The following is a 24,034-nucleotide window of genomic DNA, read 5'->3' as shown; positions in this document are numbered from 1 at the left end:
CGCCCTAGGATATATGAGCCATTATTTTCGTCAAATGGTTTTCTGACACTGCGCTGTCATCGTCATGCACAGTGGAACGCACTCATGCGAGCCCATGCTTCAACACGCATGGCTCGCATGGAACGTCACAGCGACAGACAACGTCGTCAGTTTTACTGACCGCCCATCGGTTCGGGCTGAACCACCGGCGCCGCGGGTGCGGGTGTGCCAGTTTGCGAAGAGCCGTTTGCCGACGAACCATAACCGGTGGCGTCATGCTGTGCGGCTACGCGTGCTTCGGCCGCCTGGATGTCAGCGGGGTAGGTGGAGTCCGTGGCTCTCGCGGGGTTGTAGCCGGCCTGCTCAATCTGGAGCAGTTGCTGCTTGACCTCAGTGCGGGTGAGCGGTTGCTCGGACTGTGCGAACGAAGCGACCGGCGCTGCGAGAACAACGACCAGTGCAACAGCTTTGATCAGCGATTTCATGATGCTTCCCTCCGAGAATGTTCTATCCGGCACCGCAACATGTGTTCGGCGACCTATGGATAAATTCTAGGAAGCGGGTGATCCAGGGCAAACCCCTAAACCCGTAATTCAGTCTTGCGGCAAACGATAAGTCGGCGATATGTAATGCTCGTCGTAAGACACGAAATATTGCTTCAGACTCCGGAACGTACACCTACGCGGTACGCCGTCACCTGCCGGTATGTGCTGCCTGGCCGCACGATGACGCGCTCCCGCTCAGCCATATTGACTTCGTTCGGAAAGCCGCCCGCTTCGAGACACAGACCGGCGTGCCGGTGGTAGGCGATACCGCCGCGTCCCGTGTTGCCATTCAGGAAATTGCCGGTATAGAACTGTAAGCCGCGCTGATCGGTCGAGACGGTCAATTCGCGCCCACTGCCGGGGTCATAGGCGCATGCAACCGGGCGTATCTGCGGCTCGCGGCCGGCCGTCGTGGCTTCAGGCGCGTCACGCAGCACGTAGCAGTGGTCGAAGCCACCGGCTTTCGCGAGTTGCGCATGCGGCCAATCGAGTCGTGCGCCGATCGGCGCGCTTTGCCGGAAGTCGAACGCATTGCCTGCCACGTCGGCAAGCTGGCAAGGAATCATCGCTGCGTCGACTTCGAAGAACCGGTCGGCATCGATCGACAATACATGTCCGCGAATGTCGGCATCCCGCCGACCTGTCAGGTTGAAGTAGGGATGGCTCGTCAGATTGAGCGGCGTCGCCGCGTCCGTGATCGCTTCATAGGCGATCGTCAACGCGCCGTCGTCGTCGAGCGTGTAACGCACTTGCACGGTGACGTTGCCCGGAAAACCGGCGTCGCCTTCGGGCGATTCCAGACGCATGACCAGTGCGCCGTTGTCTTCGCTCACGTCCCACAGTGTGCGATGAAAACCCTGTGTGCCGCCATGCAGCAGATTCGCGCCTTCGTTGCGATCGAGCGTGTACTCGATGCCGTCGAGCGAGAAACGCGCATCGGCAATGCGGTTTGCCCAGCGGCCGATCAGTCCGCCCATGTAGGTGGTGGCCGCAACATATTCGGCAGGCGTGTCGTGGCCGAGCAGGATGTCGCCGAGCCGGCCTGCGCGGTCCGGCGCATGCCACGAGATCAGCGTCGCGCCCAGGTCGCTGATGGCGACTTTCATGCCGTGCGCGTTGCGCAGCGTGAAGAGCCGCACGGGATCGCCGCCGGGCAGCGTGCCCCATGGCTCAGAAGAAAGTGGTGCGATGCTGATCATGTCGTCGGGGGAGATAGAAGAGGAAAGGCAGGCTCAGCCGGGCGCTGCCGTCGAATTCGCACGGTCCTGGTATTCGCGCGGTGTACAGCCGAGTTCGCGGCGAAACACCGCGTACATGTATTGCAGCGACGTGAAGCCGCAACGGATCGCCACCTCGGCGCTCGACGCATCGCGCCTGGCAAGCAGCGCTTTCGCGACATCGAGTTTGTGGCGCAGGATTTCCTGATGCACGGTGCACTGCCGTTCGCGCCGGAAATACTCTTCGAGCGACGAACGCGACACGCCCACGTAATCGGCAACCTGTTCGGTGCGAATGCCCTGGCACGCATATTGGCGAATGAAGTGCCGCGCGCGCATCACATACGGACTCGCGAGCGGCTGGTGTTTTGTCGATTCGAGCACGTTGATGCCGACCGGCGGCACGAGAATGCGCCGCCCCGGAAAACGCGCCCCGTGCAGCATTTGATGCAGCAAGTGAGCGGCGGTGCGGCCCATTTCCTCGGTGCCTTGAATCACGGAAGAAAGCGGAATGCGGGTCAACGTGCGCGTGAGCGGATCGTTGTCGATGCCGATGATCGCCACTTCTTCAGGCACGGGAATCCCCGCGATCAAACAGGCCTGCAGCAGATGCCGCGCGCGGGCGTCGGTCACGGCGATGATGCCGACCGGCTTCGGCAACTGGGCGAGCCACGCGGTGAGCTGTTCGATGGCCTGATTCCACGACGGCGCGCTGGTCGACAGGCCGCGGTAGATCTCGCTGCCGATCTGCTCGGCGCTGTGGCCGTCCGCGCTGCGCAGGTGAGCAAACGCCAATTCACGTTGTTGCGCCCAGCGATTCTCCTGCGCCTGCGGAAGGCTATACAAAGCGAAATGCTCGAGTCCCGCGCCGATCAGATGTGTGTAGGCGAGCGAGACGAGCTTGGCGTTATCGGTCGCGATATAGGGTAAGTCCGGGGGGTAGTGCGCCGGATCTTCGAACGATGAACCGACCGCCACCACCGGCAACGGACAATCGCGCAGCGCTTCGCCCACCGCGGGATCGTCGAAATCCGCGATGATGCCGTCGCCGTCGAAACGCTCGATACCGGTCAACCGGCAGCGGAAATCTTCTTCGAGGAAGAGATCCCATGCCACGCGCGTCGACAGCAGGTAATTGCCGATGCCGGTGATGATCTCGCGGTCATACACCTTGTTCGCGTTGAACAGCAGCGCGATCCGATGGGTCGTCTGGGGTGTTTGCGGACGGGTCATGGCAGTGGGCGGCGGGCGGATCGTCGGGACTCGCAGCGCCTTCGTCTCCTATTGAGTGCGCGCCGAACGCGGCACCGTTTTTAAGCGTCTGGTTATTCTAGGCCGCGCAGCGCGCGCCGGTGTGAAACAAACGCATGGGCGGTAAGAAACATCACGCACGCTGCGCAATTTCGCAATTGCCGAGGCATCTTGCAAGCGGCAGCATGGCGTCACCTTGTCGACCGGCGCGGCGACGTCGCACGGGTTGCAGTGCAGCATAAAACAGGAGACGCTGATGTCCTACTTCGAACACATTCCCGAGATCCGCTATGAAGGCCCGCAGTCGGATAACCCGCTTGCGTATCGCCATTACGACAAGCGTAAGCAGGTGCTCGGCAAGACACTCGAAGAACATCTTCGCATCGCGGTGTGCTACTGGCATACGTTTGTCTGGCCGGGCGTCGATATCTTCGGGCAAGGGACGTTTCGGCGTCCATGGCAGCAAGCCGGCGACGCAATGGAACGCGCGCATCAAAAGGCGGATTCCGCGTTTGAGTTCTTCTCGAAGCTCGGCACGCCGTATTACACGTTTCACGATACCGACGTCGCACCGGAAGGCGACAGCCTGAAAGCCTATAGCGAGAACTTCACGCGTATCGCCGACTATCTGGCGCGCAAGCAGCAGGATACCGGCATCAAGCTGCTGTGGGGCACGGCCAATCTGTTCTCGCATCCGCGTTACGCAGCGGGCGCGGCGACCAGTCCCGATCCGGAGGTCTTCGCGTTTGCGGCGACGCAGGTTCGTCATGCGCTCGATGCGACGCAACGGCTCGGCGGTGAAAATTATGTGCTGTGGGGCGGACGCGAGGGCTACGACACGCTGCTCAATACCGATCTCGTGCGCGAACGGGATCAGCTTGCGCGTTTCCTGCACATGGTGGTCGAGCACAAGCACAAGATCGGCTTCAAAGGCGCATTGCTGATCGAGCCGAAGCCGCAGGAGCCGACCAAGCATCAATACGACTACGACGTGGCGACCGTGCACGGCTTCCTGCTGCAATACGGGCTGGAGAAAGAGATTCGCGTGAACATCGAAGCCAATCATGCGACGCTTGCCGGTCATTCGTTCCATCACGAGATCGCCACGGCTTACGCGCTGGGTATTTTCGGCAGCGTCGACGCGAATCGCGGCGATCAGCAAAACGGTTGGGATACGGACCAGTTTCCGAACAGCGTCGAAGAATTGACGCTCGCTTTCTACGAGATTCTCAAGCATGGCGGCTTCACCACCGGCGGTATGAACTTCGACGCAAAGGTGCGGCGCCAGAGTGTCGATGCGGAAGATCTGTTCTTCGGCCACATCGGTGCAATCGATAACCTGGCGCTCGCCGTCGAACGTGCCGCGACGCTGATCGAAAACGACCGGCTCGAACAGTTCAAGCGTCAGCGCTACGCGGGCTGGGAGTCGGAGTTCGGCCGCAAGATCCTGAAGGGTGACTATTCGCTTTCGACACTGGCTGCGGATGCGTTGACGCGCGGCCTGAATCCACAGCACGTAAGCGGCCGGCAGGAACAACTGGAAAACGTCGTGAATCAGGCGATTTACAGCCGACGCTAAAAAAGCACCATGAAGTAAAACCCGCCGACAGGCGAGCAGCAAACCATAAAAATCGCGCGGCCACGTTGACCACGCGAATAACCAGGCTTTGGGTTGTCGCTTGTCCGGTTCTGCGGCTCGCAGCGCAGACCGTCCAATCCGGTATTCCGGCTATCAGAACAAGGAGTGAGACATGAAATTCGCAACGCGTCGTACCGTACTGAGTTCGCTCGTGTGTGGAGCGATGCTCGCCAGCCTGTCGCTTGTCGCGCCGCTTGCGCACGCAAGCAAGGATCACCCGGAAATTGGCTTCTGCATCGACGATCTGCGTGTCGAGCGCTGGTCGCGCGATCGTGATTATTTCGTTGCCGCAGCAGAAAAACTCGGCGCCAAAGTGTCGGTGCAATCCGCCGATGCGAGCGAAGAGCGACAGATTTCGCAGATTGAAAACCTGATCTCGCGCGGCGTCGACGTGATCGTGATCGTGCCGTTCAATTCCAAGACGCTTGGCAATGTGGTCGCCGAAGCGAAGAAAGCGGGCATCAAGGTCGTCTCGTATGACCGCCTGATTCTCGACGCCGACGTGGACGCCTATATCTCGTTCGACAATGAGAAGGTCGGCGAACTGCAAGCGCAAGGTGTCTACAACGCGCAACCGAAGGGCAACTACTTCCTGCTCGGCGGCGCGCCGACCGACAACAACGCAAAGATGCTGCGTGAAGGCCAGCTCAAAGTGTTGAAGCCCGCGATGGATAAGGGCGATATCAAGGTGGTCGGTCAGCAATGGGTGCCGGAGTGGAGCGCGTCGACAGCGCTGCGCATTGTCGAAGATGCGCTCACGGCGAACAACAACAAGATCGATGCAATCGTTGCCTCGAACGACGGCACCGCAGGCGGCGCGATTCAGGCGCTCGCGGCGCAGCACATGGCGGGCAAGGTGCCGGTGTCGGGACAAGACGCGGATCTGGCTGCGGTGAAACGCGTGATCGCCGGCACGCAGACGATGACCGTATATAAACCGCTGAAGCTGATCGCAGGCGAAGCGGCGAAGCTCTCCGTCGCGCTGGCGAAGGGCGAGAAGCCGGCCTTTAATGCACAGTACGACAACGGCAAGAAGAAGGTCGACACGGTGCTTCTGCAACCCACGTTGCTTACCAGGAGCAATGTTGACGTGGTCGTCAAGGACGGCTTCTACACCCAGGCCCAGCTCGCGAGCCAATGAGCGTAACGTGTGCGTAGTTCAAGCCGATGTGCCTTGCATGCGTCAGGCACATCGGCGCGAGCGCGCGCCCTGTAGCGAGGCATAGCGAATGAGTGAACCATTATTGACGATGCGTGGCATCGTCAAAGCGTTTTCCGGCGTGAAGGCGCTCGACGGCATCGACCTGACGGTGGCGCCCGGCGAGTGCGTGGGCTTGTGCGGCGAGAACGGCGCGGGCAAATCGACGCTGATGAAAGTGCTGTCCGGCGTCTATCCCCACGGCACGTGGGAGGGCGAAATCGTCTGGGAAGGCGAGCCGCTGAAAGCCGCGAACATAAGGGACACGGAACGGGCGGGCATCATCATCATCCACCAGGAGTTGATGCTGGTGCCGGAACTCTCGGTCGCGGAGAACATCTTTCTCGGCAACGAAATCACGCTGCCCGGCGGCAGAATGAATTACGCCGCGATGTATCAGCGCGCCGACGAACTGCTGCGCGAGCTTGGCATCAGCGGAATCAACTCGGCGCAACCAGTGATGAATTACGGTGGCGGCCACCAGCAGTTGATCGAGATCGCGAAGGCGTTGAACAAGCGCGCGAAACTGCTGATCCTCGACGAGCCGTCTTCGTCGCTGACTGCCACGGAGATACACATCCTGCTGGATATCGTGCGCGATCTGAAGCGGCGCGGCGTGGCCTGTGTCTACATCTCGCACAAGCTCGATGAAGTAGCGGCCGTGTGCGACACGATCAGCGTGATTCGCGACGGCCGCCACGTCGCGACCGAACCCATGCGAGCGCTGACCACCGACCGCATCATCTCCCTGATGGTGGGTCGCGAAATCAAGAACCTGTTCCCGCGTGAACCGCATCCAATCGGCGACGTGATCTTCGAAGCGCGCCACGTGACCTGTTTCGACGTTACCAATCCGCGCCGCAAGCGCGTGAGTGATGTGTCTTTTTCGCTGCGGCGTGGCGAGATTCTCGGCGTTGCCGGTCTGGTCGGAGCGGGCCGCACGGAGCTGATGCAGGCGATCTTCGGTGCGTATCCCGGTGTGAGCGAGGCGAGCGTGGTGATGGACGGCAAGCTGTTGAAAATCCACGCCCCTGTCGATGCGATTCGCGCCGGCATTGGCATGGTGCCCGAAGATCGAAAACGCCACGGCATCGTGCCGGGTCTGAGCGTCGGCCACAACATTACGCTTGCTGTGTTGCAACGCTTCGCGAAGGGCGGCCGGATTGATTCCGCCGCCGAACTCGACACGATTCACACGGAGATGAAGCGGCTTTCGGTGCGCGCGGCGCATCCGATGCTCTCGATCGCGAGTCTGTCGGGCGGCAATCAGCAGAAGGCCGTGCTGACGCGCATGCTGCTGACCGACCCCAAAGTGCTGATCCTCGACGAACCGACGCGAGGTGTCGACGTCGGTGCGAAGTACGAAATCTACAAGCTGATTTTTCAACTGGCGCAGCGCGGCATGTCGATCGTGATGGTGTCGTCCGAATTGCCTGAAGTGCTAGGCATCAGCGATCGCGTGCTGGTGATCGGCGAAGGAGAATTACGCGGCGATTTCGTCAACGACAGCCTCACGCAAGAGGACATTCTCAGCGCCGCGATCCGTCCTGTGCAGCGATCCCTGACCCCAACCGCACCAACCGAAGCGAGTGCCGCATGACTCCCGACGTCACTTCCCAACCCGCCGACGGCGCTGCGTCGCGAGGCGCATTCGGCGGCTCGCAGCGCATTCAGCAACTGTTCGCGCGTTACAAGATTCTCGCATTGCTGATCGCCGTGGCCGTGATCTGGATTTTCTTCTCCTTTCTGACGCACGGCGCGTTCGTGACGCCGCGCAATCTGTCGAATCTGCTGCGGCAGATGTCGATAACCGGCATGCTCGCGTGCGGCATGGTGTTCGTGATCATCGCGGGCGAGATCGATCTGTCGGTGGGGTCGTTGCTGGGTTTGCTCGGCGGTGTCGCGGCGATTCTCGATGTGAACCGGCATTGGCCGATCGGCGTCACGGTGCCTGTGGTGATGCTGCTCGGCGTGCTCGTCGGCATGTTCAACGGATGGTGGTCGACATACCGGCGTGTGCCTTCGTTCATTGTCGGCCTGGGCGGCATGCTCGCGTATCGCGGCATTCTGCTCGGTGTCACGGGCGGTTCGACGATCGCGCCGGTCTCCGACGGTTTTGTATTTGTCGGCCAGGGGTATCTGCCGCGCCTTGCCGGCGATACGCTTGCCGTCGTGCTGTTCGTCGTACTGGCCTTTCTGACGGTGCGGCAACGAAGCAATCGCGAGCGCTATAAGTTGCGGGTGGTGCCGATCTGGCAGGACGTCGCGAAAGTGGTCGGGGCGGGCGTGATTCTGGCGGCGTTTGTCGCGACGCTCGACCGTTATGGCGGCATTCCCGTGCCGGTTTTGTTACTGCTCGCGCTACTGGGCATTTTCACGTGGATCGCGACACAGACCGTGTTCGGGCGGCGCATCTATGCAGTCGGTTCGAACCTGGAAGCGACGCGGCTCTCCGGCGTGAATACCAACCGCGTGAAGCTGGCCATCTTCGCGCTGATGGGACTGATGTGCGCGTTCGCTGGGATCGTCAATACGGCGCGGCTCGCGGCCGGTTCGCCGTCGGCGGGATCGATGGGCGAACTCGACGCGATCGCGGCGTGCTTTATCGGCGGGACGTCGATGCGCGGCGGCTCTGGAACGGTCTACGGTGCGCTGATCGGCGCACTGGTGATGGCGAGTCTGGACAACGGCATGTCGATGCTCGATGTCGACGCGTACTGGCAGATGATCGTGAAGGGCAGCATTCTCGTGCTGGCTGTGTGGATCGATGTCGTGTCGGGATCGAACCGGCGGTGAGGCGTCTACCGCCAGGGCGCGCCGGTCATTCAGCCGTTTATCGTTAGCTCGTATTTCGCGCGCTCCCGGCACCGCAGAAGGTCAAATCACTCACCTTCAAGCGGACGCGCTTTACGATGCGCGCAATCGCCTGCCTTCGAACTGGCGGCAATGGCGACCCGACGCACCGCTGCACCGCTGCACCGCTGCACCGCTGCACCGCTTCAACGCGGCGAGACGACGATCGCCGCGCGGCGGTTCTGCGCCTGGCCGGCGGCTGTGCGGTTGTCGCCCACCGGGTCGCGTTTGCCTTTCCCGACGATGCCGACGCGGCCGGCAGGAAGGCCGGTGTCGACCAGTTCGGTCGCCACGGTCTCGGCACGGCGCCTGGACAACCGGAGGTTGTAGGCGTCCGTACCCACCGCATCGGTGTAGCCATAGACGGTCACGCTGGTGAGCCCCACCGACGCTAGCGTGTGGCCGATGCGCTCGAGGATCCGGCGGACGTCCGGCTTGAGATCGTAGCGGTCGAAGTCGAACAGGATCGGTCCGCTCGAGCCGAACTCGAAGCCCTGCTGGGTCTCGTCGAATCCTTCCGACCTGAGCGCCGCGACCTGCGTCTGGGTCAGACCGCGATAAAGCGGCGGCGTCTGGCAGCCCCCGAGCAGCATGCAAAAGAGCAGTGTGCTCCCGCTGCACATCAGCGAAATGCTTGCAGGAAAGGAGTGTCTCATCATTGCATCTCCCTCGAGTGCGCCCGCCTTGCGCGCGTTGTTTCGAACCGTCGCGACGGTCCGGGTGCTACGCCATGCATGGCGTCAAGCCGGTCCGGCGACGCCTTCGGCAAACTGCCACGAGCCGGGCTGCGCGCGCTTGGCCCGGTACATCGCTGCATCGGCGGCGCGCAGCAAGCCGATTGCGTCGCTCGCATGATCCGGATACAGCGCCACGCCGATGCTCATCGTGGTGGCCACCGTGCGGCCATCGGGCAAGACGATTGTCGGCGCCATGCTGGCCAGCAGGCCTTCGGCGATTCGCCCGGCGCTGGCCGCTTCGCGCATTGGCGTCAACATCACGACGAATTCGTCGCCGCCCAGGCGCGCGACCAGATCGGCCTCGCGCAACTGCATGCGCACCCGCGCCGCGATGCCGATCAGCACTGCGTCGCCGGCTTCATGGCCGAGACAGTCGTTGACCTCCTTGAAATGGTCGCAGTCGAGATATAACACGGCGACCCGCTGGCCCGTCTCCGCAGCGCCGCAGAGGGCGCGCTCGAGGCACCACTCGAATTGCACGCGGTTGGGCAGGCCCGTGAGGGCGTCGTGGTTGGCCTGGTGTTCGAGCGAGGCGTTTTCTTCGCGCAGGTTGTTTTGCCATTCTTCGAGTTCATCGAGCAAGGCGTTGAAGTCGTCGCCTAGCTGGTTCAGTTCCGCGATCGCGACGGGCTCGACCCGTTGCTCGAACGCGCGCTCGCGCCGCACCGCGTGGGCGACGTCGGCCAGCGCGCGCAGTGGCGCGACGATGTTGTGCAGCAGTCGCTGCGAACTCACATAGGCGCCGAACACGCTGATGGCGAGGCAGGCCAGGATGCCGCCGATGCCGCCGAGCAGAAAGCCGAAGAACTGGCGCCCCTGTCCGTGCACTTCGACATGACCGACGACGATGCCATCATGCAGCACCAACGTGGTCACCGGTCCCGGCAGCGCAATGCCGGCGACCTGCCGTTCGAGCCTGGCGATCGCACTGTCGGCGGGCAACTGCCACGCCGCGAACGGCAGGCCCTTGCCATCGGTGACGATAACCTCGGCCACGTCCTCTTTGCCGGCGATCTCCCCGATCGCCTCGGCCGCCGCGATGCGGTCGCCGAACACCAGTGCCGCTTCGACCGTATAGCCGAGCGAGCGGGCCAGCAGGTTCAGATTGTTGCCGGCATAGGCGCGTAGCGCGATCACCGCGACCACGATCAACGACACGGCGGCCATCGCGACGGCAACGAACGCCAGACGCAGGTGCGCGCGGCGCAACACGCTTTGCAGCGTTGGGCGTGACGCGCGCGGAGGGGAAGCGGGGGGAGCGGGCTGTCTCATGGCGTCAGTGGTCGCCGGGCGAGCTTGAGCACATTCGGTTGAACCCGTACGCCGCTGCGCGCCACGGCGTCGAGATTGATGTCGAACGTGATGGGTTCGTCATCGACATTGAGGCAGAACATGCTGCCGGTGACGCAGGACGGGTTGTGTTCAGAGATGGTCAGGACCGCATGGCCGGCCACGGCCGCCCTGACCTGGTTTCTCTCATCGTCGCTCAGGTCGCCGAAATAAACGACGTCGCAGACTGTAGCGATGGCGGGATCATCCAGGTCGATGCGCTGCACATCGAGCGGCGTCGAGCCGGCCTGCAGCGTGTCGACCAGGCCGTGCGCGTAGTTAGGCCGGCCCGTCACGCACAGTCGCAGGCGGGCGGGAGTCGTCGGCCAGTGCGTGAAACTGATGATGCCTAGCACGACCTGACGCACGGCGGCGTCGCGCGGCGACATGGCGGGATCGGCGTGGCTCGTGGTGTTGGCGGACGTGTCGCTGGCTGGACCGGCTGCACTGGCGGGTGTCCCGGCGAGCGTCGCCGATGCCGTACACAGCGCGCAAACCGCCGCGAGCAAGACGTGGCGAAGCGAGGCGGCCCAGCCATGCCGACCAGACGTCGTCCGCGCAGCGATCGTCGCCGCGCCTCTTGGCGTCATTGCCGCCGCACGACAGGCAGCCGCGGTGCACACCTTCGCATGCATGATGAAAACACTCGTTGGCGTCGATCCCGGCGCTGCCTCCTGCCGCCCGCCATTCGCGGGCCTGCACCGTATCACGCGCACGGAGTGGTCATATTACGCATAAAGTCGCGCGATCAACCAGTGGGAAACACCCGCGAACACCATGGGGAGAGTATTGACCGCCTTCCTGTCTAACAAAATCCGCAATTGCGCTGCGTCACGAACGAGACGGTCCCCGTCCATGCCAGGCTGGCGTGAATCGGGCACAATGATTTAACCCACGAGTGCCTGCACCGCAGGTGTGAAGGTACGCATCACTCGCCAGCGTATGGTCGGATGAATCGCCCGACACAGTGGCGCGCACATAGCAGCCGGAGTAACGCCCGGCCGCTCGTGGCATTTCACGCTACAGGCGGTTTATCCGGACTACGTGACAATAACGGCGTCGTCCCGAACAAAAAGACGCACGACAGAGCCGGAATCGGGCGCGCTCTCGATGAGCAGCTGCGCATCGATCAGCCTGGCGCGCTCGGCCATGCCCTGCAGGCCGTATGAGTATCCGGCCCGTGCGGCAACCATATCAAAGCCTCGGCCGTTATCGCAGACCGTCAACTCGACACCCGCTTCGGTGTTCGCCAGCGTCACATCGACACGCGATGCACCGGCATGACGGGCCACGTTAGTCAGCGACTCCTGCGCGATACGGAATAGCGCGGTCGCGCGGAAATCCGAGAAGGTCGGTTCGGCACCCGTGACATTGAAATGACAGGGAATGTGAGTATGGTCGGTGAAATCTCCGGCGAGCCATTCCAGCGCGGAGGCGAGGCCGAAATTCAGTGCGGCCGGCCGAAGATGGCTGGCCACATTGCGCACGATCTGGATGGTTTGCTCAACCAGATTGCGCATCTGCTCGGCTTTTTGCATGGCGGCGGAACCCACCGGCAGTTGCATCCTCAGCAACGACAAGTCCATTTTCAATGCCGTCAGCAACTGGCCGAGTTCATCGTGAATTTCCATCGCGATGTGTTTCCTTTCCTCCTCGCGAATGGCTTCCAGATGGGCGGATAACTGTTGCAGCTGTTCGCGCGACGCCAGCAGCTCCAGCTCGGCCCGTTTGCGCACCCCGACTTCCAGTTCGAGCTGGTCGCGATGGCGCCGCAGGCTTTCCACCGCATGCTTGCGGGCCGTCATGTCGGTCAGCAAGCCTTCAACTCCTCTCAGGCTGCCGTCGTCGCCTGTCACGCCGCGCGCATTGAGTTGAACCCAGATCGGTGTGCTGTCGAGACGCTTTAACTCCATCTCGAGTCCCACGATGTCACCCCGCATGCGCAGAATTTCAAGCAGGGTTGCAATCTGCTCCGGCGAGAACGGTTGTTTGTGGGGGACGCTCGCCGCGGCGTCGATCAGGTCGGGCACGTCGCAATAGCCGAGCAGTTGCGCCATGGCCGGATTGGCTTCATCCAGTTGCCCGTTCTGATCGAGCAGGAAGATACCTTCAAGGGCGTTCTCAACGATGCTTCGGTATTTCCGTTCGCTATTGCGCAGACACACCGTGGATTCCTGAAGACGGTCGGCCATCACGTTGACGCGCAAGGCGAGCCGGCCCAGCTCATCGCCGGATTCGACAGTGCAGCGCGCATGAAGGTCGCCGCTCGCGATCCGGTCGACCATCTCCTCAAGACGGTTGATCGGACTGCGCACCATTTGCTTGAGCAGCAGGAAAGTCGCGGCGTAGAGCACGGCAACGACGGCCGCGATCATGGCGAGAATCGCCCGGCGGGCGTCGCTGATCGCCTGTTCCGCGACCGCCTTCGTGAGGACGACGCGCACCTCGCCGATCTTTTCCCTCGGTGCATCGCCGGGTGGCGTGTATTCAATTGCCCTGACGCGCACCACGCTGTCGCCCGGGCTCGGCTGGACGGTTTTCCCCGCGGTGGATACCGTACCGTAGCCCACTGCCGTGACGGTGAATTGGGCCACTTCGGGATTCGGCGCGAGCGCGGCGAGCTGACCGTTGATCGCGCCGAGATCGATGTTCCACAAAGGTTGAGCGAGTGACCGGCTGAACAGGTCGGCGATCCGGGTGGCGCGCTCCTCCAGTTCAGTGAGCCGGCGCTGCCGTTCGTGCGCGACCAGCGCATACGCCGAGGTGCCGGCCACGATCGCGACCAGTATCACGAGCGCCAGCATCAGCTTGGTGTGCAAACTGGGCGAGCGTAGCGTAAGCCGTGGGGACATACGCATCATGAAACCCTGGACGCCGTGTTCAGAAGATATTGAAGATTGAAGTCGTAGGGACCCGGACGCGCAGATCGGGCCTTCGAGTAAAGACCAAAGTCGAGCATTGCTCCGCTCCGGAACACGACGTCAGCGTAACGGACGGCGTTTTCGCGGTGGATCACCGTCAGAAAGTCGAGCTTTTGACGCAGACCTCCGTTCGCGGCAAAGTCTTTGCCCTGATTGTGATCGTGCAACAGAACCATCGCCCAGGCGCCGATGAAATAGTCGCCTGCCATCATGGCCGCCAGACCGCCGTCGACCACCCTGGCCAGGGCTTCCTGCAACGCGCCCATGCCTCCCACCAGAACGCGCGCGTTGCGCGCCTTGACGGCGTCCAGTGCCCCGAGCGCCATCGCGTCGTTGGCGGCCCAGATCACATTGGCATCCGGATAGCGGGCGAGCAGCACGCGCGCCTTTTGATCGCTGTCGGCATAGCTCCAGTCGCTGAAGACCAGTTGGCAGGTTCGCGCATTCGGAGCATGAAACAGGAAGTCGTCAACACCCGCAGCTCGCTCCAGCGAGACCGGCGTGCTAGGGTCTCCCGTAATGCCGATGACCTGCGCCCCGTTCTGGCCCAGTTGTCGATACAGAAATTGCATCAGCCGGTACCCGGCGCGCTGGGCGTTTGCCGTCAGCGTGCCGATCCAGTTCGAAATCCGTTGCCGCTCATTGCCAACCGCGCGACGCTGGTCGGGCGTCAGGTCGTTGTGGATGAGCAGGATTTTCGCCGGCGAGCGCGCCAGCGTCTTGAGCATCTGCTGCGCGGCCATCTTTTCGTTGACGATGATTACGTAGTCCGGCGCATCGGCGCGTCGCGCAACCTCCTCTGCCTGGCGCTGCATCAGCAGATGGTCACGTTCCGCGTACAGCACCTCCAGTTGCATATTGAAGGTCTGCGCCGCCATTGCCATGAATCGGGAGACCAGTTGCCAATGCTGTCCCGTACCGCGTTGTACCGCCTCGCCAGGATTAAGAAACACCACGCGCGGCGCGCGCCTCTCGGCGAAAGCCCGTCCGGAGACGCCGGTCAGGGCCGCGTACGCGCAGGTGAGCAGCGCTTGCCTACGATTCATAAGATGATTGACTCAATTGCCGCCATGGGGGCGCGGTTGCGCGTCGTGCGAGGATCGCGGTTACGCGACGGACGCGGCAAGGCACATTCTACGTGCCACGCCGGTGTTGGCAATATTCGACCGGGGATTGGCTGGTTTCCAGGACTTTCGTGACGGAGGCGTTGAGCGGGGCATCGGGGTAGTTTCGTTTGTGATGCTGTGCTTATTCTGATTGACCGTAACGGTTGATATCGCAAGATTCGGCACTTGGTATTTGAAACCGCCGAAACTTTCCTATTCTTTCCACTCCCATAGCGTCCTAATGACGGAATGACCGGCAACGCTGCAGCTGCATCAGGTTGACGAAAATATCCGCGGGTAAACGCTGCATTTGACGAACCCGGAAACTTGCCGCGAGAAGAAGGCGCCTTGGTCCGTGCAATATCAAGTTATCCCGCATTTTGCCGTTATCGTTCTTATGGCTGGTCGTAACCAGCGGGTGTTTCGCTGTGCTCGCTTAACAGCGGAAGCAGATAACCCGCGTTGAATATATTAGGGCCAAGTCTCGCTGAGAGTGGGAAGAATCCAGACCTCGGATAACCAGGACAGCGATACCGCCAAATCGAATCGGATAAAACATGATTCGCCGCATCTTTCTTGACAGTCACACCCTGTACGCTTCAACTGCATCGGGCCTGTCGCGATCCCAGTTCGAGGCGTTTGCGAGACAGTTGCCTTTGCTGTACCTGATTCTGGTTGTCAATAGTTTCGCCGTGGCGTTTACCCACGTTGGGACTGCGCCGGCATGGCTTGCAATCTACGCGCCCGCTGCGATGTGTTCAGCCTGCATTCTCAGGTTGTTTGTGTGGCTCGGACGAAGAAAATACCTTGCCTCGATGAGCGACGCGCAAGTGGCGGCGCGACTGAAGAACACGGTACTGCTGATTGCGCTGCTGGGAATCATCTTTACCGGCTGGGGATTATTGCTGTTTCCTTACGGTGATCCGTACGCACGCGCTCACGTCGCGTTCTACATGTCGATTACGGTCATCGGATGCATCTTTTGCCTCATGCACATGCGCACGGCGGCACTGCTGCTGACCGCGATTGTTATCGTGCCGTTTACCGTCTTCTTCTCGCTAACGCATAACCTCGTACTGATCGCGATCGCGATTAATGTCGTACTGGTTTCGATTGCGATGATCATTATTCTTCTGACTTATTATCGAGACTTCGCGCGGCTTGTCGAATCGCAACGTGCACTTGAGGCAAAGCAGAGCGAACTGCAGCACCTCAGCGACGAAAATTTGCGGCTCGCCAATCTGGACAGCCTGACGGGTTTGCCCAATCGCCGACGCTTCCTTGCCGATCTCGATGCGCTGTTCCGGTCAACGAAAGACGGGCAAGCAGGCTTTGCAGTGGGGGTCATCGATCTGGATGGCTTCAAGCAGGTCAACGATGTCTACGGTCATGGCGCGGGGGATCGCGTACTCGAAGAGGTAGGCCGGCGACTCCTGCAATTCTCGGCGCCAACGCTGAGCCTTGCACGTCTCGGTGGAGATGAATTCGGTCTGCTTGTAAGAGACGTCACCGACAGGCAGCAACTACTCGACCTTGGTGCGAGTATCTGCAGTGCGCTCCAGGTCCCGTACGCATGGCAAGGCACGACGGCGCGACTGTCCGGATCGCTAGGCTTCGCGATGTCGCCAAGCACCGGGAGATCGCCCGCGCAACTGTTCGAACATGCCGATTACGCGCTCTATTTTGCAAAAGAGCATCGCCGTGGCGGCACAACGATTTTTTCGCGTGAGCACGAGGAGCAGATCCGTGAGCTTGGACAAGTCGACCAGGCCTTGCGGCATGCTGATCTCGAGCGCGAAATGACGCTCCATTTCCAGCCGATCGTGGACGTATCCAGCCAGCGCGTTATTTCCTACGAAGCGCTGGCGCGCTGGAACAGCCCCTCACTGGGACTCATACCGCCATCGCTTTTCATCAAGGTGGCGGAACGGAGCGGTTTCATTCACGCGCTGTCGGTCAAACTCTTGTGCAAGGCACTGGCGGAAATGCGCGCGTGGGACCCGGCAACCCGGATCGCGTTCAACCTCTCGGCGCACGATATCGGGTCGGCGGAAGCCGTCGGAAATATCGTGGACATAGTCACGAAAAGCGGTATTGCACCCGGGCGACTGACGTTCGAAGTGACAGAAACCGCACTGATCCAGGATTTCGAACAGGCCACTTCTTCACTGCATGCGCTAAAGAACCTTGGAGTCCGCATCTCCCTCGACGACTTCGGGACCGGCTATTCCAGCCTGACGTGCATTCACCGACTACCGCTGGATAAGGTCAAGATTGATCGCGGGTTCCTGAAAGATATCGATTCCGACGCGACTGCCCAGAACGTCGTGCGAAGCATCGTCGAACTGTGCCGATCGCTCAAACTGACGTGTGTCGTCGAGGGCGTGGAATCCGGCGTTCAGGTAAGCGTATTGCGCGGGCTGGGTTGCACGGTCATGCAAGGATTCTATTTTGGTCATCCTGCGCCGTTCGGCAGCCGAGGTCCTGTGCAACAGAACTTCGCATAACCCGTGATGTGTTCGTATCGGCATACCGACTCTCGTCACCCAGCCTGCCAGCACCATGAATAAGATCTTTTCCGCTCCTGCGTCCTTCGAAGCGGAACACAGTCTGCTCTCACTCGCTGCAAACGAGACGGATACCGCGATCGTCATTACGGATAATCTGGGTAAGGCGATTTACGTCAACGATGGTTTTACACGCATGCTCGGCTACACGTCGGCCGAGATGTGGGGCAAATTGCCGAGCGCAATGGTCTGCGGGCCTTACACCGATACGGAAACGCTCCAGCGCATCAGGCAACACGTGAGCTCGGGCGAAAGTTTCCGCGCGGAAATCCTTATCTATGACCGCTGGGGCAAGCCACTTTGGATATCGGCGGTCGTGAATGCGGTAAAGAGTGAGCAAGGCGAATGCACCGCCATGGTAGGCGTGTGGACGGACATCACCAATACCAAGATGCACGAAGTCCTCCAGCACAAGGTGTTGCATGCTTTGGTCCGGGAAGCGCCTATCCTTGGCGTGATGCGGCTGATCTGTACCGAGGTCGAGCGTATCGCGCCCGAAGTCATGATATCGATCCGGCGTCTCGACGAATACAAAAGACTCTGGACGTTGGGTGCGCCCAGTCTGCCGGCCGACTACGTAAAGGCCATGGATGGGCTGATGCTCGGCCACGCGATAGAAGACTGCGAGATTCCCGGCCTCGAAGGCCAACTGGTGATTTTTGCCGAACAAACGCCCGATTCTTTCTGGGGCAGGCAAAAGGATCTCGCGCAGGAATGTGGCCTTGTTACGTGCTGGTGGCACGTAATCAGGTCGAGCGATGGTTGTACGCTCGGCACGCTCGCTTTCTATTACCGCGAAACACGCGGTCCGGACAATTTGCACCGGCACCTCGCCGATGTCAGCCTGAACCTCTGTTCTCTTGCATTGGAGCGCGAGGCTAGCAAAGAAAACATTCGGCGGCTCGCCTACTACGACGGTCTTACCGGTTTGCCGAATCGAAGCGCTCTCGTTGCCCGCATCGAATCGCTGCTTGCCGAAGCGACTCGAGAAGGGTGTGCATTGGCGTTGCTGTTTATCGATCTCGATCGTTTCAAGCAGGTGAACGATTCGTTCGGCCATCCCGCGGGCGACACCCTACTGTGCGAAGTCGCCAGACGCGTCAAGGAATGCCTGGGAAAATTCGACGTCGCCGGAAGACTCTCGGGGGACGAATTTGTCGTTGCGTTGATGCCGTGCGATGCCGGGAAGGCAGTTGCCCGCTGTGAATCGATCATGGCAAAGCTAAACGGTCCGTTCACGATCGGCCCAACGATCGTGACGCCGACTGCGAGCGTAGGAATCGCGCTTTTTCCGCAGCATGGCGACAGCGTCCACACGCTGCTGCTGCACGCCGACATGGCTATGTACCATGCGAAGAGCAAGGGACGTCATCGATATTCGATGTTCAACCCGGAATTGAACAGAATCTCGCAGGAAAATCTCAAGCTCGAGCGGGCGCTCAGAGAGGCATTGCACAATGACCAATTGCAACTGCACTACCAGCCTCAGGTGAGGCTCGAGGATGAGAGTCTTCACGGCGTGGAAGCATTGGCTCGCTGGCATCATCCGGACTTCGGGATGGTCCCGCCGGAGCGGTTCGTTACGCTGGCGGAAGAACGTGGCATGATCGCCGACCTTGATCACTGGGTGATTCACGCAGCCTGCGGACAACTCAGAAAATGGCGTTGCCTCGGCCTTGCGATTCCGCACGTTTCCGTGAATGTGTCCCCGACCACCTTTAGCGATCAGGCGTTTCCCGGCTGGATTGCGCGGACGCTCGCCGAGAACGGTGTTTGCGCAGCTGATCTGATGCTGGAGGTAACGGAAGGCGTATTGCTCGACACGGTGTCGGGAGCCTTCGCCAATCTGAATGCAGTACGCGATCTGGGTGTCAGATTGTCGGTCGACGACTTCGGCACCGGCTATTCCAGTCTTAGCTATCTTTATCGGATGCCCGTGGCTGAACTCAAGCTGGACAAGAGCTTCGTCCGCGAGCTCGAATACAACGAAAGCGCGAGAGCCTTGTCGAGTGCGGTCATAAGCATCGGTGCAAGTCTTCGCCTCGCCATCGTTGCCGAGGGGGTAGAGTCCGACGCACAAAGGCGAACCCTGCAGGCTCAGGGTTGCAAAGTCGCACAAGGCTATCTGTTTGCCCGGCCCATGGAAGCGGACAAGCTCACTGCATGGCTCACGTGTAGCCCGCCTCCGGCATCGGTCTGCCGCTCATAGCGCGGAACGCTCCGACTGCCTCCCAGAAAACCCTATGAAAAACGTTTGCACGTCACCCGCTCACTCAAGCAAATGATTGACCGGCCGTTACAGCAATGACCGGAGGACAAGACGTTGATTTCCACTCTCTCGCTCACTCCTGGCAGAGTAGATCGGCGGATCCTGGAAACAGCGTGGCGCTGCGTTCCGTTCCGCGTGAGCATCCTGTAAATGAATCGACGGTTTTTATACTGGCGGGGCGAAGATGATGAACTTGAAGGGCATGACGGTAAAGGCAAAGCTTGCGACAGGCTTCGGCCTGATCGCGGCGATGGTGATGATCGTTTCGGGTTTTTCCATGAAGGCCCTGAACGACTCGAACGAACGCTTCCTGGGCTATCTGAGCGGCGTCAGTGCGCGCGCTGACATGACGATGCAGTTGCGCACGGCGGTCGACCGGCGCGCGATTGCGGCGCGCAACCTCGTGCTGGTCACAAAGCCTGCCGACAGCGATGCGGAAAAGGCGGCGGTGAATCAGGCACACGAAGACGTCCAGAACCGGCTTCGACAACTCAAGGAACTGAGCAGCGCTGCTGGCGTACCCGAGAAGACGCGCAGCCTTGTGACTGACATCGATCGTATCGAGGGGCAGTACGGCCCGGTTGCGCTGGCAATCGTCAATGCGGCCCTGAACAGTCGTCATGAGGAAGCGGTTTCCATGCTGGACGACAAGTGCCGCCCGTTGTTGAATGCGCTCGTCAAGGCAACCGACGATTTCGCGCAAGATACCCGCGACCGGCAGGCCGAACTGGTTAAGGAAGCGGACGGGCGGTATGCAACACAGCGGCTGCTGCTGGTCGCATTTTGCGTGGCCGCGATTGGCGTCGCACTCGCGGCGGGAATTCTGATCACCCGTGGACTGGTGCGCACACTCGGCGCAGAACCTACGGCGCTGAGCGAGGTCGCCGGAAGGGTTGCGACGGGCGATCTCAGTCCAGTTGAACGTGCTGAACTGGCGCCGGCTGGCAGCGTGCTTGCGTCGATGGGAGAAATGCAGGCGAGCCTTGTGAGGTTGATTGCTCAAGTGCGTACTTCGGCCGACAACATTGCGACAGGCTCAAGCCAGATTGCCGCAGGCAACGCCGATCTGTCGGCGCGAACCGAGCAGCAGGCGTCATCGCTGCAGGAAACAGCGTCAAGCATGGAAGAGTTGACAGCCACTGTCAGGCTCAACGCAGAGAACGCGCAACAGGCCAGCAGCCTGGCGTCAAACGCTTCGGACGTGTCCGAACGGGGAAGCTCGGTGGTGGGGCAGGTCGTAGAAACGATGAACGGCATCAGTGAGAGTTCGACCAGGATTGCGGACATCATTGGCATGATCGAGGGCATCGCATTCCAGACCAACATCCTGGCGCTCAATGCAGCAGTCGAGGCGGCCCGCGCGGGAGAACAGGGTCGTGGTTTTGCCGTTGTGGCGAGTGAAGTGCGCAGTCTTGCACAACGTTCCTCGGGGGCTGCCAAGGAGATCAAGGAACTGATTTCCGGGTCGGTCCAGAAGATCCAGGATGGCTCCGTTCTCGCGGCAAACGCCGGCAAAACCATGGCAGAGGTGACGCAGGCAGTCGCCCGTGTCACCGATATCATGGGAGAGATTGCGGCTGCGTCGAATGAGCAGAGTCGCGGCATCGGACAGGTCAATCAGGCGGTGACGCAGATGGATCAGGTCACGCAGCAGAATGCCGCTTTGGTCGAGGAAGCCGCAGCCGCCTCGCGGTCGCTCGAGGACCAAGGTCGGCAGTTGGCGCAGGCGATCGGTTTTTTTCGCATGGATGCGAGATCTTCGGCAAAGATCGGATACGGATCGTAGACGCTCAATAGTCGGTGTCGAGTACGCTATCCGCCAAACCCCGGCGCTTGCTGCTAGCTGCGCCTTTCCCGGCGCAGCTAGCCAAAATCCGCCGCCTCCCGTGTTTTTCCGCCATTCAATCCAGTTGCACTGCAGCGTGCCGACACGTGACGAATAACGTTTAATGAACTGACACACGGCAAGCGTTCGGCCTTTCCACGAAGGGCATCCGCCGGCGCCGTGCAGATCGGCTGAAACCCTGGCTTTCAGTCTCCCAACCACTCTTCCGTCTTACTACTGTTCCGACGAAATAAGCTCCCGCGCCAAGCCGCGCTTTCACAGCTTCTCCACCACCGTGCAAGCTGATCGGGTCATACGATGTTAAAGCGCAGAACCTTCCTGCTAGGCGGCGCCGGGGCGTTCGGTGTGCTGCTGGTCGGCTGGTCGGTCCTGCCGCCGGGGCAGCGCCTGACGCCTTCCACGCCCCTGCCGGCCGTCGGCAACCAGGCCGCACTCAACGGCTGGGTCAAGATCGCCGCCGACAACAGCGTCACGGTCATGATGTGCAAAGCGGAAATGGGGCAGGGCATCCACACCGGCCTCGCGATGCTGCTCGCCGAAGAACTGGACGCCGACTGGTCGCAGGTTCGCGTGGAAAACTCGCCGATCGACAAGATCTACAACAGCGTGCAGGCCATCATCGACGATCTGCCGTTTCGTCCCGACGACGACAGCACCGTCAAGCGCGCCACGGTCTGGATGACCCGCAAGCTGGTGCGCGACGCCGGCACGATGATGACGGGCGGTTCATCGAGCATCAACGATCTATGGACGCCGATGCGCGAAGCCGGCGCCTCGGCGCGCGCGATGCTGATCGGCGCCGCGGCCGCGCAATGGAAAGTGCCATCGGGTGAATGCCGCACGGAAGGCGGTTACGTTCTGCACGCGTCCGGCCACAAGGCGAGCTTCGGCGAACTTTCCGCGATGGCCGCGCAGCAGCCGCTGCCACGCAAGGTCGCGCTGAAAGATCCCGCCGACTTCAAGCTGATCGGCAAACCGATGCGGCGCATCGAAGCCGCATCGAAAATCAACGGCACAGCGCGCTTCGGCATCGACGCGCTACCCGACGGTCTCATCTACGCAAGCGTGATGATGTGTCCCACGTTAGGCGGGACAGTGGCGCATTTCGACGCCTCGCCTGCGAGGACCATGCCTGGCTTCATCAAGGCATTTTCGCTGAAACCCTATGGCGGCGGCAGCGGCGGCGTTGCGGTCATTGCCGACAACCCGTTCCGCGCGATGAACGCGGTCAGCGCGATCAACGTGGCGTGGAATGACGGCCCCGCAGTCAAACTGTCGAGCGCGAGCGTGGACACGCGTCTGAAGCAGGCACTGGACGACAGCGACGGTCACGCTTACTACCGTCAAGGCGACGTCGAAGCCGCGTTGATCGGCGCGGCGCGAATCCTCACCGCCGAGTACCACGCGCCGTATCTTGCGCATGGCGCGGTCGAGCCGGTCAATTGCACGGTGCAGGTTGCGGACGGCGCGGCCACCGTTTGGGTCTCGACGCAAATACCGGCGCTCGCAAGGCAGCACGTCGCGAAAGTGCTGGACATCGACGCCGACAAAGTCGACGTGCAAACGCAACTGCTCGGCGGCGCTTTCGGGCGCCGTCTCGAACTCGACTTCATCGCGCAAGCCGCGGCGATTGCGCGCGAGGGCGGTGGCCGTCCGGTGCAGACAATCTGGTCGCGCGCAGAGGATTTCACCCACGATTTCTATCGTCCGGCGTGCGTGTCGCGCCTGAAGGCCGGTCTCGACAAAGACGGCAAGCTCGTCGCATGGCACGCCACTTCGGCGAGCCAGGCGATCGTGCCGGAATCGCTCGCGCGCTACTACGGCGTGCCGCGCATGCCGATCGACAAGACCACGTGCGAAGGCGCGTTCGATCAACCCTACGAATGGCCCGCGGCGCGCGTGGCGCACAAGATCGTCGAATTGCCGATCCCGGTTGGATTCTGGCGATCGGTCGGCCATTCGCATCAGGCGTTTTTCACCGAGGGCTTTACCGACGAAATCGCCGTAGCCACCGGCCAGGATCCGATTGCGTTTCGCGCGGCGCTGCTTGCGCAGCATCCGCGCCATCTGGCGGTGTTAAGGCGCGTGGCGGTCTTATCGGATTGGGGACGTCCCATGACGCGGGCCGCCGACGGCACAAAGCGGGCGCGTGGCGTTGCGTTGCACGAAGCGTTCGGCAGTGTCGTCGCGCAGGTGGCGGAAGTATCGGTCGGCCCGAACAGGCAGATTCGCGTGCATCGGGTGGTCTGCGTGATCGACTGTGGATTGCCGGTGAATCCCAACCTGATTCGTCAGCAGATGGAGAGCGGCATCGTGTTCGGCCTGTCGACTGCATTGCAGGACGAAATCACCATCGACGGCGGCGTGGTGACGCAGAAGAACTTCCTCGATTTCCCGGTCGTGCGGATGAACGACTGTCCGGTGATCGAAACCGACATCATGCCGAGCCAGATGCATCCGCAAGGCGTCGGTGAACTGGGCGTGCCGCCGGTCGCGCCGGCGGTGGCCAATGCGGTGTTCGCGCTGACCGGCCAGCGCTTGCGTGCGTTGCCGTTGAGGCTTGCGTGAAGGCTTCAG

15 protein-coding genes and 1 pseudogene are annotated in these 24,034 nt (G+C 61.3%); 8 read left to right on the top strand and 8 right to left on the bottom strand.

Annotation, left to right across the window (positions count from 1 at the left end; all coding sequences use genetic code 11):
• Positions 1-152 precede the first annotated feature (152 nt).
• From DSC91_RS12690 to DSC91_RS12680, 3 genes are all read right to left on the bottom strand, one after another.
• Positions 153-464: a DUF4148 domain-containing protein gene (locus tag DSC91_RS12690; protein WP_115778620.1), complete on the bottom strand. Its 312-nt coding sequence runs from the start codon at positions 462-464 to the stop codon at positions 153-155.
• Positions 465-637: 173 nt separating this feature from the next.
• Positions 638-1,723 (bottom strand): aldose epimerase family protein, encoded by a 1,086-nt coding sequence (locus tag DSC91_RS12685; RefSeq protein ID WP_115778618.1) that lies wholly within the window; start codon positions 1,721-1,723, stop codon positions 638-640.
• A 33-nt stretch (positions 1,724-1,756) separates the two neighbouring features.
• The gene (locus DSC91_RS12680) at positions 1,757-2,974 is read right to left on the bottom strand and encodes a XylR family transcriptional regulator (protein WP_115778616.1); all 1,218 of its coding nucleotides are present in this window, start codon (positions 2,972-2,974) and stop codon (positions 1,757-1,759) included.
• A 274-nt stretch (positions 2,975-3,248) separates the two neighbouring features.
• Between DSC91_RS12680 and xylA the strand changes: the two genes are divergently transcribed.
• The 4 genes from xylA to DSC91_RS12660 all read left to right on the top strand — a co-directional run bounded on the left by xylA (position 3,249) and on the right by DSC91_RS12660 (position 8,625).
• Positions 3,249-4,571 carry a xylose isomerase gene (gene xylA / locus DSC91_RS12675; protein ID WP_115778614.1) on the top strand — a complete coding sequence of 441 codons (1,323 nt, stop codon included), beginning with the start codon at positions 3,249-3,251 and terminating at the stop codon, positions 4,569-4,571.
• 172 nt (positions 4,572-4,743) lie between these two features.
• Positions 4,744-5,772 (top strand): D-xylose ABC transporter substrate-binding protein, encoded by a 1,029-nt coding sequence (xylF, locus tag DSC91_RS12670; protein ID WP_115778612.1) that lies wholly within the window; start codon positions 4,744-4,746, stop codon positions 5,770-5,772.
• Between the two features lie 88 nt (positions 5,773-5,860).
• Positions 5,861-7,429 carry a D-xylose ABC transporter ATP-binding protein gene (gene xylG / locus DSC91_RS12665; RefSeq protein ID WP_115778610.1) on the top strand — a complete coding sequence of 523 codons (1,569 nt, stop codon included), beginning with the start codon at positions 5,861-5,863 and terminating at the stop codon, positions 7,427-7,429.
• Entirely contained in the window at positions 7,426-8,625 is a 1,200-nt protein-coding gene (locus DSC91_RS12660) for a sugar ABC transporter permease (protein WP_115778609.1), read from the top strand. The genes xylG and DSC91_RS12660 overlap by 4 nt, the downstream gene beginning before the upstream one ends.
• Before the next feature lie 203 nt (positions 8,626-8,828).
• On the opposite strand, the gene yfiB is transcribed toward DSC91_RS12660, so the two are convergent.
• The 5 genes from yfiB to DSC91_RS12635 all read right to left on the bottom strand — a co-directional run bounded on the left by yfiB (position 8,829) and on the right by DSC91_RS12635 (position 14,715).
• Positions 8,829-9,338, bottom strand: a complete 510-nt coding sequence (yfiB, locus tag DSC91_RS12655) for an outer membrane lipoprotein YfiB (RefSeq protein ID WP_115779820.1) — start codon at positions 9,336-9,338, stop codon at positions 8,829-8,831.
• A gap of 84 nt (positions 9,339-9,422) precedes the next feature.
• Positions 9,423-10,691 (bottom strand): diguanylate cyclase DgcN/YfiN, encoded by a 1,269-nt coding sequence (gene dgcN / locus DSC91_RS12650; RefSeq protein ID WP_115778607.1) that lies wholly within the window; start codon positions 10,689-10,691, stop codon positions 9,423-9,425.
• The gene (gene yfiR / locus DSC91_RS12645) at positions 10,688-11,383 is read right to left on the bottom strand and encodes a regulatory sequestration protein YfiR (protein ID WP_115778605.1); all 696 of its coding nucleotides are present in this window, start codon (positions 11,381-11,383) and stop codon (positions 10,688-10,690) included. The genes dgcN and yfiR overlap by 4 nt, the downstream gene beginning before the upstream one ends.
• Before the next feature lie 405 nt (positions 11,384-11,788).
• Complete coding sequence (locus DSC91_RS12640; RefSeq protein WP_308422815.1) at positions 11,789-13,600, bottom strand: sensor histidine kinase; 1,812 nt, start codon at positions 13,598-13,600, stop codon at positions 11,789-11,791.
• Between the two features lie 5 nt (positions 13,601-13,605).
• Complete coding sequence (locus tag DSC91_RS12635; protein WP_115778603.1) at positions 13,606-14,715, bottom strand: ABC transporter substrate-binding protein; 1,110 nt, start codon at positions 14,713-14,715, stop codon at positions 13,606-13,608.
• 617 nt (positions 14,716-15,332) lie between these two features.
• On the opposite strand from DSC91_RS12635, the gene DSC91_RS12630 reads away from it, so the two are divergent.
• The 4 genes and pseudogenes from DSC91_RS12630 to DSC91_RS12615 all read left to right on the top strand — a co-directional run bounded on the left by DSC91_RS12630 (position 15,333) and on the right by DSC91_RS12615 (position 24,025).
• Entirely contained in the window at positions 15,333-17,282 is a 1,950-nt protein-coding gene (locus DSC91_RS12630; protein WP_115778601.1) for a putative bifunctional diguanylate cyclase/phosphodiesterase, read from the top strand.
• Positions 17,283-17,337: 55 nt separating this feature from the next.
• Positions 17,338-19,551: a sensor domain-containing protein gene (locus DSC91_RS12625; protein WP_115778599.1), complete on the top strand. Its 2,214-nt coding sequence runs from the start codon at positions 17,338-17,340 to the stop codon at positions 19,549-19,551.
• 247 nt (positions 19,552-19,798) lie between these two features.
• Positions 19,799-21,376, top strand: a pseudogene (locus DSC91_RS12620) (methyl-accepting chemotaxis protein); the annotation flags it as partial.
• 378 nt (positions 21,377-21,754) lie between these two features.
• Positions 21,755-24,025 (top strand): xanthine dehydrogenase family protein molybdopterin-binding subunit, encoded by a 2,271-nt coding sequence (locus DSC91_RS12615; protein ID WP_115778597.1) that lies wholly within the window; start codon positions 21,755-21,757, stop codon positions 24,023-24,025.
• The last annotated feature ends 9 nt before the right edge of the window (positions 24,026-24,034 follow it).

Origin of the sequence: Paraburkholderia caffeinilytica, from assembly GCF_003368325.1 — a bacterium.
Classification (GTDB): domain Bacteria; phylum Pseudomonadota; class Gammaproteobacteria; order Burkholderiales; family Burkholderiaceae; genus Paraburkholderia; species Paraburkholderia caffeinilytica.
Note: the sequence above shows the minus strand (reverse complement) of the source record. Positions and strands in the feature narration are given on the sequence as shown.

Excerpts from the sequence above, each read along its gene's own strand:
- DSC91_RS12615 (WP_115778597.1), top strand. The coding sequence starts at position 21,755 with ATGTTAAAGCGCAGAACCTTCCTGCTAGGCGGCGCCGGGGCGTTCGGT.
- dgcN (WP_115778607.1), bottom strand. The coding sequence starts at position 10,691 with ATGAGACAGCCCGCTCCCCCCGCTTCCCCTCCGCGCGCGTCACGCCCA.
- yfiR (WP_115778605.1), bottom strand. The coding sequence starts at position 11,383 with ATGCATGCGAAGGTGTGCACCGCGGCTGCCTGTCGTGCGGCGGCAATG.
- DSC91_RS12690 (WP_115778620.1), bottom strand. The coding sequence starts at position 464 with ATGAAATCGCTGATCAAAGCTGTTGCACTGGTCGTTGTTCTCGCAGCG.
- xylA (WP_115778614.1), top strand. The coding sequence starts at position 3,249 with ATGTCCTACTTCGAACACATTCCCGAGATCCGCTATGAAGGCCCGCAG.
- DSC91_RS12685 (WP_115778618.1), bottom strand. The coding sequence starts at position 1,723 with ATGATCAGCATCGCACCACTTTCTTCTGAGCCATGGGGCACGCTGCCC.
- xylG (WP_115778610.1), top strand. The coding sequence starts at position 5,861 with ATGAGTGAACCATTATTGACGATGCGTGGCATCGTCAAAGCGTTTTCC.
- DSC91_RS12640 (WP_308422815.1), bottom strand. The coding sequence starts at position 13,600 with ATGTCCCCACGGCTTACGCTACGCTCGCCCAGTTTGCACACCAAGCTG.
- xylF (WP_115778612.1), top strand. The coding sequence starts at position 4,744 with ATGAAATTCGCAACGCGTCGTACCGTACTGAGTTCGCTCGTGTGTGGA.
- yfiB (WP_115779820.1), bottom strand. The coding sequence starts at position 9,338 with ATGAGACACTCCTTTCCTGCAAGCATTTCGCTGATGTGCAGCGGGAGC.
- DSC91_RS12630 (WP_115778601.1), top strand. The coding sequence starts at position 15,333 with ATGATTCGCCGCATCTTTCTTGACAGTCACACCCTGTACGCTTCAACT.
- DSC91_RS12635 (WP_115778603.1), bottom strand. The coding sequence starts at position 14,715 with ATGAATCGTAGGCAAGCGCTGCTCACCTGCGCGTACGCGGCCCTGACC.
- DSC91_RS12680 (WP_115778616.1), bottom strand. The coding sequence starts at position 2,974 with ATGACCCGTCCGCAAACACCCCAGACGACCCATCGGATCGCGCTGCTG.
- DSC91_RS12660 (WP_115778609.1), top strand. The coding sequence starts at position 7,426 with ATGACTCCCGACGTCACTTCCCAACCCGCCGACGGCGCTGCGTCGCGA.
- DSC91_RS12625 (WP_115778599.1), top strand. The coding sequence starts at position 17,338 with ATGAATAAGATCTTTTCCGCTCCTGCGTCCTTCGAAGCGGAACACAGT.